Raw genomic sequence first — 12,153 nt, forward strand, 5'->3', positions numbered from 1 at the left:
AACGGTAAGATCTTTATGCATAAATGGATAAGAAATTACTGCTTAATATTTACGAGCCGATGTACTCTTAACTGAGTAAAAATCGGCTTTTTTGTGTCAAAATTTGCTTAGCTTGATGGGCGGCCCCCCATGCCCATCAAGCTAACATTTTGAAGTGCCCCCAAAACAAAAAAATGTACAACTCCATGTGAAATTGTACATTTTTTTGCTTTGGGTGTTATAAAATTCTTAAGTTGATGGATATGTGGTGCTCCCCCTACAAGAAGGGCAGTCCCATGTACGCAGTTTTAGATTTTTAACGTCATTATTTTTTAAATCAGAAATTTTAGAATTGACTTTTTTTCATCCGAAATTGTAATACAATCGAGTTAAATAAATTTAACTGGTTAGAAAAAGGATGGTGCAAAATGAAACAAAAAGCGATTTCCATTATTGAAACATACGAACAATTAAAAGTAATAAGTGATCCATTGCGTACAAAAATGCTTATATACTTAGTCGAAAAGCCCTATACAGGTCATCAACTCGCCCAGCTTTTAAATCTTTCTCGTGCAAAAATACTCTATCACCTCCGCGAACTAGAAAAACACAACATTATTCAATTAGTAAAAAAAGAAGAACAGGGAGGGAATATTTTAAAGTACTATCAGGCTGTTTCGCGTGGCTTTATCCCTGCAAATCACTTACTTCCTACATTGAATCGCAACAGGCAACAAGACAATCCTTTTTAGAAGTATTACATCGTGCGCAAACAAGAATATTAACTGCTCCAGATACCTCATTCGATTTAACATCTTCACATATTGAAGATTGGCCATGTATCTCAATGCAAACAGAATTCTCATTAACTGAAGAACAATTTATGAAGTTTTTAAATCAGTACAGAAACCTTGTTAAAGAAACTTTAGAAGCTTCCACATTAACTGATACTAATAAAAACTTTTATGTTGCACTCACAGGTTTTGAAATTGATCAACTACTCTTTAACGAAGACTTATAATTCATTATTGGTGGGGAGGAATTTTCTTTGAGTGAGCCTTTTATATCACAACAAGTTCAACCTAAATATACAAGTATATCATTATTTAAAAATCGAGCATTCCTATTTCTTTGGTTATCTAGTACCTCTTCTTTTCTTGCTCTTTCAACCTATCTATTTGCAGAGCAATGGTATGTTATTCGATCTCTAGGTCAGGAATCAGCACTTGGGATTGTCATGATGGTAACTCTAATCCCGCGAGTGCTCCTTATGACTGTTGGAGGTGTATGGGCAGATCGCTTTAAACGTTCAAAAATTATGTTGTTCTCTAGCTTCACACGTTTTTTACTGGTTTTTCTAATGATTACTTTATTACATTTACATCTATTAAATTTATGGTCGTTACTGTTTTTCGCACTATTATTTGGAATTCTAGACGCTTTCTTTTCACCAGCGAATCAGTCTCTTCTTCCCCTTTTATTCCCAAAAGAGATGCTAACTCGATCTAATTCCTTTATTCAAACTTCAGGTTGCAATGTTTGCCGGTCCAATGATAGGTGGTTGGATTATCACAGTCAGTTCTTTCTCGGTTTTATTTCTCTTCGTTGCTTGCTTTTTATTAATTACATCCGCTTTTACGTTATGTATTAAAGAAAAAAATTCTTCACCGCCTTCTAAGCAAGTATCTACCAAACAAGAGCTATTAGAAGGTTTTCAATATGTATGGAATATGCCTTTTTTAAAATCTATACTTTTTATTTTAATGACAATAAACGTCCTCTTCTTTGGCCCTCTACTTATGGGAATTCCATTATTGGCAAGCGAAGTACTACATGGAAAGGCAGTTGAGGTAAGTTTTTTACAAAGTTCCTATCAGGGAGGAATGCTAGGAGGCGCTTTATTGATTGGGCTTTTAAATATTAGAAAAAATAGAGGTCTTTCTATTCTAATACTTATTTCTTTTCTTGGTATTTTTCTTTCTCTCCTGGGTCAAATGTATGTTTTATGGCAAGGAATCCTTTTACTTGTGATGATGGGTTTCATGTCTTCTATGATTAATGTACCACTGGTGTCTATTATTCAAGAAAACTGTGAAAGCGATAAACTAGGGAGAGTTATGAGTTTCGTAAATGCCTCTTCGAACGGTTTAGTTCCCCTATCTTATGCTTTTGTATCTATATGCTTAACATTTGGCACCTCTATATCTAACATTCTACTATGTTGTGGCTTACTCATATCTATCTTATCCATTCTTTTTATAACAAAAGATAAAATTGTACGTAATACAAATTAATCAAACCGTGCATTCTTTCTAGAAATTAAATGTTGGTTCAGGTTTAGCAGGTGGAATAAAGTGATTAATAAAAATTTCGTTTTGGAGATACTTCAAAATACTAGCTTGATGGACACATAAGGATGTGGCGGTACCCTATCGCTATCTACCTAAAGTTTTATAGTACCCCAGGACGAAATTTTTTGTTAACTTGAAACAAAAAACGCTTTTTTTCGTTTTGGGGTAGTTCTGAATTCTTAAATTGATGGGTATGGCGTGCTACCCCAAAAACAGATAAAAGATAAAGTCACTAGAAACATAGGAGAGTGTTTCACCACCTATCATAAACCATATATTTACATTTTTGTGTTGTAATTTAAAAATATGTAAAGATTCATCATTTTGTTTTTATTTAAGTTATACTAAACTACAAAGAAACAAATCCCCTTTAGGCCGTCAATAATTATGCTAACAACACACACCAAAAAACCAATTCAGTCAATACAGCAACTTGAACCCACATTTTCAAATGTAGTCTTATTAATCTTACCATAATTTTAGAATTCATAAAAATCAAAAAAATAAATCACTAGTAAGATGCGCGAATCCGCTGCTTTTCATCAAGAAATCTGGAGTATAACAACAATTAAGTTCATACTAGCATAAACAACAACTGATACTAGTAACCTATTAGTACGCACATATACTAAAGCCAGTATAACTCCAATTAAAAAATATCCAAATATAAATGGAAAATCAAAATGCATGATAGAAAAGAACAATGCGCTTATTAGTATGATCCAAGTTTGCTTAAACTTAGAACTTAAAATGTTTATGGCCGCATAACGAAAAACAAACTCTTCTACTAACGGTGCAAGAAGAACAATTGAAATAAGTGCCACAGGAGATATTGCTACAGCAGCGACTGTACTAGACGTATTTGCTGATTGCGTAGTTAGCTGAAATACACTCTTATCTAACACACTACCAACCATCTGCGCAAGAAATACAAATATGATCCCAACTAAAATCCATATGAATGAATTTCTTGATAATTTAATCGATAACTTTGGATCATTTATTAACTCTTTACTATATATAAGAAAAATGATTATCAGCATAAGTGAAAACCCAATTAGTTCCCAATGAACAAGAAGTTTTTGAATTGCTTGCTGTTGGTTTCCCTGAATATCATACCAACCTGTCTGTTCTAGCAATTGTACCCACAAATTGTGTCATATAAAGAAATTATTTTTTCTTTAACGAGATAACTATTTTGTTTAGTTTTCTAACAAGCTTCTTGGGGTGTCATCATATCAAAAAAGAAATTATACATTAAAGCTGAATTTGGACATAAATTAACCAGTTCCCTATACGTTAAGGAACTGGTTTTTTAGTTTAATTTTTCTTATCAATTGGTTTATATTATCTGGTTTTTGTCTATTCCTTTGAAAAGGGGGATAAGGGGTTGATCAAATGCCGAGTGAAACCCTCAGCGGATGGGCATAAAAAGCCTAAAAGAGAACCTACATTGTCTATTCCTTTTGTCAAAAATCACTCATTTAAATAATTAGGGATGCATTATTTTTATTTAATAACTCTTAGCTAATTTTCTTGAAGTACGAGTTCATCCTTATACCACTTAGCTTGAGTATTAAATAATTCTGCATATTCACCTTTTAAATTTAATAATTCATTATGTGTTCCTTTTTCAATAAGTTTTCCATCTTTTAGTACTAAGACTAAATCAGCATTTACACAACTTCCTAAGCGATGCGTGACAAAAATTGCAGTTTTCCCTTCAGATATTTCATAAAATTTATCAATAACTTTTGCTTCACTAAGAGGATCTAAAGCTGCAGTAGGTTCATCCATAATGATAATCTCGCTTTTTTTATACATAGCCCTACTTAATGCTATTTTTTGCCACTCTCCTCCCGAAAGTTCTTTTCCATATAAAGTTGATCCAATTAAAGAATCGTATTCTATTTTATGTTTTTGTAATATAGAGTTAGCATTTGATAAATGAATAACTTCTTGTAATTTATTTAGTTCTGTATTTTGTATATTCGTAAAACAAATGTTTTCTAAGAAAGACATTTCATATTTATGGAAATCTTGAAATATTGCACTAACCGTTTTTAATCTTGCTTCATTGGTGACTGGCATATCATTATATAAAACTTCCCCCTCTGAAACATCGTATAGTCCTGTTAAACATTTAATTAATGTACTTTTTCCAGCACCATTTCTTCCAACTATAGCCACTTTACTCCCTGGTTTAATTTCAAAAGAAATATCATTAATCACATAATAATCTTGATGAGGATACTTGAAAGAAATATTGTTTACACTAATTTTAATATCTTTATATACATTAGAATTTTGATCTATATTATATTTTTTACTTTGCATTTCAAAATTCTTTTCTTTGAACTTAAAATACTCTGATATAAAAAGGGACTCACTATAGACACCGCTAACACCTGTTACTAATTGATTTGTAACACCTACTGATGTATTAAACATTTGTGTTAAAGCAACAAATTGCCCGATGTTAATTTTTTTATATATAACGTAAAAAATAAGCATACCAATAAATAAAGTATTACAAGTGAGTTGAAATACTGTCGATCCATACAGCCTATAATTTGATTTTTTTTCAAGTTTATACTGCTCGTTTGCACATTCCCAATAAATTTTTTTCCATTCTTTTATAAGATGTCTACCATGATTGAAAATTTTGATTTCTTTTTGCACTTCTTTTGTCTTAAATAATCGTTCTAGGTACTCTAATTTACGTATTTTTTGGATTTGCTGAAGAAATTGGTTATAACCTTTTTTGGCTACGTTTGTATTTACTGCAATTAATAATATTATAATTCCTAACATACATAAAACAAGAATCCAATGAAAATAAAGTAGCGATATCAAAAAACCTATAATTGTTACGCTAGACTGTACAACTTGTAATAAATTTCTAATCAGTTCACAACTCCGTTTTCCCATATGTAAAGTGGATTTCATCAATGTATTATAATTCTCAGAATCATCAAAGAAAATTAAGGATAGATTAATTATCTTTTCAAAATTGATATTATTAAAGTAATATTCAACTTGCTGTAACATGCGATAATTATATATTTTTTCAAAATGAAAAATCGTTTTTTCAAGAAAAAAATACATGAGTTGTATACCTAAATATATAAATGGTTCTATAGGAAATTTTTCACCTTGAATACTATTAACTACGGAGTTGATTAAATTTTGCGAAATATAAATGTAAATTACTGGAGAAATACCTGCGAAAATTGTAAAAGATACTATAATGAATAAATATAGAGGGGCAATTTTATAAATGATTTTCACTATTTCTTTACAAATGAAAACTATTCTTGAAAATTTTTTGTAGGTTTTTAGAAACATTTTAATTCCCCCGTATTTCAAATCTTTATGTTTTAGCTATATCATTTATTTGGTTTATAATGGTTAATTTTATTTATATAAAACTACTTCCCTATCAATAAAAATTGATAGGGAAGTGAACAATTAGCAACATCCTACATAAACATCTTTATTTCCGTCATCACACACATACTTTTTCCACTTTAACTGTCTTCCGTTACCACAATCACCAGCACAAAACTCGAAAAGATATTGACATGGCGCCATCTTTTTCACCTCCTTTTATAATTAAGTTGGTCACTTTCTACAAACTACTGAATTATAAAACTACTAAATATATTTTTCCTTGTAATCAATTTTTACATTACACTTACCAGTACAATCTATGGAAGTAAACAATTAACAACATCCTACATAAACATCTTTATTTCCATCATCACACACATACTTTTTCCACTTTAACTGTCTTCCATTACCACAATCACCAGCACAAAACTCGAAAAGATATTGACATGGCGCCATCTTTTTCACCTCCTCGTATGATTAAGTTAGGTTTTTTAGGGACGGGATGTACCTATAAACCCAAGAGTATCTATTTTTATGAGATACTTAAATTTGTAGATAGAGTGTTGCCGACCACCTCCTTGAATCTTTGTATTCGGTTGAAAGAATGGTACCTCTGTCTAATAAGTAGTTTACGAATGAGTTGGATGTTGATGACCATTGGTCATTCTTCGTATCTCTTACGAGGTAGTAGCGCTTATTAGTTCAGAGGAGGACAACACTATCTAACACTGATTAAAATAGGGGTGTAAGCTATGTTCTATTTAGGTATTGATATCGCTAAACATAAACATTATGCGTCCATTATCGATCAAACTGGAAAACCTATTACTAAGCCATTTCCCTTTCAGAATCACAAAGAAGGTGGACAAGCACTATTAAATTGGATGTACCGATACATTGAGTCTCCTACAGAAATAATGATTGGAATGGAGGCAACAGGACATTATTGGTTAGCCATTTATTCTTTTCTACTGGATCATGGCTTCTCAGTCGTTGTATTAAATCCAATTCAAACCAATGCCTGGCGAAAAGGAACAGAAATTAGAAAGCGGAAAACAGACGCCATTGATGCCACTATGATTGCCGATATCATTCGATTCGGCCGTTTTGTTGAAACTCCACTTGTGGACGAGAAAATGTTCGCTCTAAAACAAATGAGCCGCTTTCGTAATGCGCTTGTAAGTAATATGAGTGATTTAAAAAGAAAAGCTCTTGTCGTATTAGATCAGACTTTCCCAGAGTACCAAAGCATCTTTTCGGATGTTTTTGGTAAAACTTCTTCACAAATCTTACTTGAATATTCCTCTCCTAGTGACTATGAACAGATATCTATTGATGATTTAACACAAATAATTGAGCAAACCAGTCGTAACCGACTTGGGAAGAAAACAGCCAACAAACTAATGGAATTAGCCTCTAATTCGTTTGGTGTTACTTTCTGTAAAAACGCTTTTTCCTTTCAACTAAAAATGTTGATGGAGCAAATTCGTTTTATCGAAGATCAAATCAAAGAGTGTGAAGAAGAAATGTCACAACTTTTAATTGATTTAGATACTCCTATCATGACAATACCTGGCGTTGGACCGATTTTAGGTGCCACTATACTAAGTGAAATTGGGGATATACACCGCTTTGACAAACCATCTAAACTTGTCGCATACGCAGGCATCGATGCCTCTGTGTCCCAATCTGGGCAATTTGAATCCTCAGGTACGTCTATATCCAAACGTGGCTCTTCTCATTTGCGTAGAGCCTTATTCCAGGCGGCTATTACAGCTCATAAACATGACCCTGTATTAAAAGCCTTTTATGAAAAGAAACGAAAACAAGGAAAGCACTACTATGTTTGTATAGGAGCCGTAGCTAGAAAGCTGTGTTACATTATCTATGCCATTCTTAAAAGCAATAAACCTTATGAAATTCCACCACACACAACAGAAACATGAACTTCTCATTTTTTTGAAAATCCTTAGGTTTATTTGATACGCCCTTTTTTAGAGAAACACCCCCTATTTATATAAAAAATCCTCCTTGACTTCTCATAGTTGGTCTTTCATAATTAAGTTTTTCATTTTCTGCAAACTACTGAATTATAAAACTACTAAATATATTTTTCCTTGCAATCAATTTTTACATTACACATACTATTACAATCTATTTTTTATACAATTCCCTGTCCTTCTCTTCTGTTTGAATAACATCAATAAAAAGTGGATATGTAAAAATCTTTTGATTATTGCTATAGACCACATATTCGTATTTGCCACTCTCCATAACTGGAAATCTTATTTCTATTACGCCATCAATACCAGGAGTCATTCTGTTATCTCGAAGATTTTTTAATTTTGGTAGTTGACCACTATAAACAATTTCCTCGTTAGAATTATATACAAGGATTTTGTTATTAATTTCCTCCAATTCATCTGCTTCAGAAAATTGAAATTTGAATAAAACTGATGTAATAACAGAAGCCGGAAGTATAGGAACAGTAATTTTATTTAGGATATTATAAGCAGTATGCTTTTTTTCTTTTGGATCAAACATTATATTTTCTGCTATTAAAATTTGACATGAAATATTATTCTTCATACTTTTCTCTCCTTATTTATACAAATCAACGAAAAGTAAGCGCTATCATTTTTGAGTAAATTTTTACTATATTTCTGATATTTTATATATTCATACCTTTTAAAATAATCTATACTACTTTCCACATCTGTACTATTGATTACCATATGATTTCTCCAGTGCTTAACTTTTCTTTTGTATAGCCAAATCGGTGCTGTTAATATAACAACATATTTTTCATCAATTGTTTCTAGAAGTTTATCGATATTCTTAAAATAATAATTATCATAGCTCAGAAAAAGAATATGATATTCCTCCATCTCTGCTATGTGCAAACTATCAACTAAATTATCTATTTCATATTTTTCTTGCATATGTATCCGTTTGTTATAATAATGTGCATAAACAATAAGTATACATGCTATTAAACCACTAATTACTAACATCAGATTTATAGCCATAGTTTAATCTTTCCCTATCATAATTTTTTAAAGATATGAGATTGTACAATAGCACAGTATATACACTAAGTAGCCCTAAGAATAAACTTATTTCTAATGTTCGAAAAGAGAAAGGTAACAATAATTTTATTATTAATAATATTACGATGATTGAATTTCTTGCAATTGGAGACTTATTCATAAACTGCATCTTACCAAAACAGCTACAACTTGTTTTCTCTAGCTTATATAAATGTTTTTTTCTGGAAATTAACAATATAAAAACAATCATTAAAGCAATAGTACCTATTTCCTTATATGGATAATATATATTTAATACAAACGTGATAAAAATGCACAATTCTAAAATTAGTACCATATAACTAAAAAATAGTATAGATTTTAATGGTAAAATATTATATAAAATTAAATCACATTTTAAACCATGGATAGAATAACTTTTCATGTAGAAAGATGCAAAAAATAGAAATGCTATACTCAAGTCGATACACGACGATAGAATATTAATTTGACTCACCTTCTAGGATAGAAAGAAGTTCAACTGCATTTTCTATATCATCAATTACTCTCATAGCAGTTATCCTGTTATTTTCATCTATTAGACAAAAACTTGGCGTTTCCTGAAAGCCACCTTCATCAATCAATTCATCACCAAAGGAGATTATATTAAATTCAAACCCAAAGTAATCTTTTATCTCATCAATATCTTCAATAGATCCATCAGTTACTAATACAAACTCTCCTTTATATGAATTTGCTATCTCTGATATTTTCGGGAGTAAATCAATACATTTCATACAGCTTAAAGAAATTGCCCCTAGTAGCCAAGGACTCTTATTTGAAATATTCATTAAATTTTCAGGTAATATTTTACCCACTGTTAAATAATTTGTATTAGATTGAGGTGGCACTCTATGTTTTTGAAACATTTCTTTAAACCCTTTTATCATTCTGGAGTCCTCCTTAATATTCTATAATACATTTAAATTTAGTTATAATATCTTCAAACATATTATCTTGATAGCCTATTTCTGCATATAATACTTGTCCTAGTTCATTGACAAAATACGTTCTAGGGACACCATTAACTTTAAACTCTTTCTTCATCTTATCTTTATTACATAAAGATACTAAAGCTCTACCTTCAAATGTGGATTTGATATATTCAAAGTTTTCTGGGCTTGTATCGATTAAAATAAGAACATTTAATGATGAATCTTTAGTTAAAAATTTATCGAGCGCTTCCATGGAAGGTAAGCATCCTTCACATGACGTACTATAAAATAGAATTAAGAGATGTTTTTTCAAAATATCATGTAATTTGCACGTATTCATTGTATCTATATAAAAGTTTTCTATATATTCTCCTACATCTAAACTTTTAGGAAACCTAAAAAATTTCCTATGCCCTTCTAGAATTGAATCCATAGTATCCTCCTTGTTTTTTATTTTTCATACAATTATTAAGCCCTTAAATTTCTGCTCTTTTCTACAATAATCCTTAAAATTTTTATCATATCTAACTAAGAAAAACTTTAACATATATTTCTTCTAATTGGAATATTTGTAAATTTTATAAAGATTTTATGGAATATTCAGGGAATTGATCTATTTTTAAAGCTATACATTTTTAATAGCTGATACTGAATATCTTCTGGTTAATTCTGGTTTTACTAAGAAAAACAATTCAAATAATAATTTCCAAATAATAACACAAAAAAAGAATGCCTTTCTATTTAAAGAAAATGGCATTCTTTTTTAATTTTTGCTAAGAATATAAATCTATCATCTATTATTTTCTCAAGACATATCTCATTACAAAAATATTATATAGTAGATCAAAATCATACTCGCATAATATGAATCATCAATACAATAAAATTCATCATAGCATGTACTATATAAGAAACTAATAATTGTTTTGATTGTTTATATACAAAGGCCAATACACAACCAATAAAAAAATAACCAAATATAAATGGGAAGTCAAAATGCATTATTGCAAAAAACAATGCACTGATTACAATACTCCCTACTTCTTTAAATTTCTTCATTAAAATATTCATAGTAGCATATCGGAATACCAGTTCCTCTACCAATGGGGCAAGAATTACAATTGATATAATTGCAATAGGTGAAATTGATGCAGCTGCAACTGTACTAGATGTGTTTTCTGATTGCGTAGAAATTTGGAATAAACTTTTATCTAAAAAACTACCAATTATCTGTGCAAGGAAAACTAAAACAATTCCAACTAGAATCCATCCACATGAGGTTTTTGATAATTTAATTGACAGTATATATTTATAAATCTTTTTTTCTTTATATACATTAAAAATGATAATTAATATAAGTAGAAACCCAATTAGCTCCCAATGTACCAAAATCTGTTGAATCGCTTGTTCTTGATTCCCATGAATATCATACCAACCTGTCTTAGCTAATAACTGCACACCTATTATTCCTACAAATTGATTCATAATAAAATAAATAAGAATGACATAGGCCGATTTATGTATATTAGTAGTATTCATATTATTAAATTCATCACCCTTCTTCTTCAGGTGTTTACCATCATACGGAAATTTTACTCCAAATTTGTAAAATTATAAAACATAAAAACATCATATTTTTTATTACACTTCGGAAAGGTTTCTTTACGCTAAAGTAATTCTTTCCTTCATAGGAATTATCTCACAATCTACTTTTACTAATTTTCTACTAACAAATATCCATTACCCAAACAAAAACAAAACTTCTTTAAATTTTATAAAGGGTTGTGCTTTACATCCACAACCCTCGCTTTTCTCTTAATCCACAGGCACTTCTTCTTGACCATGTGGAATTTGTGCAATTGGTGTTACAATTTGTGCATATTTGTTTACCTGCACTTTAAATTGTCGTGGTTCTAAAAAGTTTACCTGTTGAATTAAAACTTCAATATGAAACGTATCTACTTTTTTCCCACGTTCAATTTTGGTAATTCGTGCATTGTAAAACTTATCCCCATTTAGGAAATATCGTTGAACAGCTTCTGTAGCAAGCATACGTTCATTACTTGTCATTTTCATTGGTTCAATACCAAATCCAGCCTTTGTAAACAAATATGGGACATCATAACTACTATTAGAAATTTTTCGTAGTAAATCCTCTACAGTTTTTGTCTTTGCGATATATTCCTCTTCTTTTGTATCAAATCCCTTTGGCTTATCTCCAAGCATCTCAATTTCATCTTGATTTACTTGCTCTTCCTCTTGTACTTGAGATTGCATCATGTAACGATGAATAGTATTATAGGTAGCAACACCTACCACTAGTACAATCATTCCTAATATGACCAAGTACTTACGAGGCATATTGGATAAAATGTTGATTATTTTTTTCATCTACTCTCATCCCTT

The 12,153-nt window shown here is 30.6% G+C and carries 12 protein-coding genes and 2 pseudogenes; 3 read left to right on the forward strand and 11 right to left on the reverse strand.

The annotated features are described in order from the left end of the window. Positions 1–407 precede the first annotated feature (407 nt). Positions 408–1,000: pseudogene (locus MHB52_RS28750) on the forward strand (ArsR/SmtB family transcription factor). A 27-nt stretch (positions 1,001–1,027) separates the two neighbouring features. Further along, positions 1,028–2,273: pseudogene (locus MHB52_RS28755) on the forward strand (MFS transporter). A gap of 599 nt (positions 2,274–2,872) precedes the next feature. Here the strand turns inward: MHB52_RS28755 and MHB52_RS28760 are convergent. The 4 genes from MHB52_RS28760 to MHB52_RS28775 all read right to left on the reverse strand — a co-directional run bounded on the left by MHB52_RS28760 (position 2,873) and on the right by MHB52_RS28775 (position 6,179). After that, the gene (locus MHB52_RS28760) at positions 2,873–3,481 is read right to left on the reverse strand and encodes a CPBP family intramembrane glutamic endopeptidase (RefSeq protein WP_423752510.1); all 609 of its coding nucleotides are present in this window, start codon (positions 3,479–3,481) and stop codon (positions 2,873–2,875) included. Positions 3,482–3,857: 376 nt separating this feature from the next. After that, complete coding sequence (locus MHB52_RS28765; protein ID WP_340768283.1) at positions 3,858–5,678, reverse strand: ABC transporter ATP-binding protein; 1,821 nt, start codon at positions 5,676–5,678, stop codon at positions 3,858–3,860. A gap of 123 nt (positions 5,679–5,801) precedes the next feature. Next, positions 5,802–5,924, reverse strand: a complete 123-nt coding sequence (locus MHB52_RS28770) for a hypothetical protein (RefSeq protein WP_000035098.1) — start codon at positions 5,922–5,924, stop codon at positions 5,802–5,804. A 132-nt stretch (positions 5,925–6,056) separates the two neighbouring features. Then, positions 6,057–6,179 (reverse strand): hypothetical protein, encoded by a 123-nt coding sequence (locus MHB52_RS28775; protein ID WP_000035098.1) that lies wholly within the window; start codon positions 6,177–6,179, stop codon positions 6,057–6,059. Between the two features lie 296 nt (positions 6,180–6,475). Here MHB52_RS28775 and MHB52_RS28780 point away from each other — a divergent pair, with 296 nt between their 5' ends. After that, the gene (locus tag MHB52_RS28780) at positions 6,476–7,669 is read left to right on the forward strand and encodes an IS110-like element ISBth13 family transposase (protein WP_061663050.1); all 1,194 of its coding nucleotides are present in this window, start codon (positions 6,476–6,478) and stop codon (positions 7,667–7,669) included. A gap of 208 nt (positions 7,670–7,877) precedes the next feature. Here MHB52_RS28780 and MHB52_RS28785 read toward each other — a convergent pair whose 3' ends face one another. The 7 genes from MHB52_RS28785 to MHB52_RS28815 form a co-directional block, all read right to left on the reverse strand. Then, positions 7,878–8,312, reverse strand: coding sequence for a hypothetical protein (locus tag MHB52_RS28785; RefSeq protein WP_000794393.1), 435 nt, complete (start codon positions 8,310–8,312; stop codon positions 7,878–7,880). Beyond that, a complete protein-coding gene (locus MHB52_RS28790; protein ID WP_061663086.1) occupies positions 8,309–8,752 on the reverse strand; it encodes a hypothetical protein in 444 nt (147 codons plus the stop codon). The genes MHB52_RS28785 and MHB52_RS28790 overlap by 4 nt, the downstream gene beginning before the upstream one ends. Then, complete coding sequence (locus MHB52_RS28795; protein ID WP_340768286.1) at positions 8,724–9,269, reverse strand: MauE/DoxX family redox-associated membrane protein; 546 nt, start codon at positions 9,267–9,269, stop codon at positions 8,724–8,726. The genes MHB52_RS28790 and MHB52_RS28795 overlap by 29 nt, the downstream gene beginning before the upstream one ends. Then, a complete protein-coding gene (locus tag MHB52_RS28800; protein ID WP_000589595.1) occupies positions 9,256–9,702 on the reverse strand; it encodes a hypothetical protein in 447 nt (148 codons plus the stop codon). Before MHB52_RS28800 ends, MHB52_RS28795 begins: the two co-directional genes overlap by 14 nt. A gap of 13 nt (positions 9,703–9,715) precedes the next feature. Continuing rightward, the gene (locus MHB52_RS28805) at positions 9,716–10,180 is read right to left on the reverse strand and encodes a TlpA family protein disulfide reductase (protein ID WP_061663085.1); all 465 of its coding nucleotides are present in this window, start codon (positions 10,178–10,180) and stop codon (positions 9,716–9,718) included. Positions 10,181–10,596: 416 nt separating this feature from the next. Further along, positions 10,597–11,286 (reverse strand): CPBP family intramembrane glutamic endopeptidase, encoded by a 690-nt coding sequence (locus MHB52_RS28810; RefSeq protein WP_061663084.1) that lies wholly within the window; start codon positions 11,284–11,286, stop codon positions 10,597–10,599. 276 nt (positions 11,287–11,562) lie between these two features. Beyond that, positions 11,563–12,138, reverse strand: a complete 576-nt coding sequence (locus MHB52_RS28815) for a hypothetical protein (protein WP_061663083.1) — start codon at positions 12,136–12,138, stop codon at positions 11,563–11,565. Positions 12,139–12,153: the final 15 nt, after the last annotated feature.

This window comes from Bacillus sp. FSL K6-0073, from assembly GCF_038006085.1.
GTDB lineage: Bacteria > Bacillota > Bacilli > Bacillales > Bacillaceae_G > Bacillus_A > Bacillus_A cereus.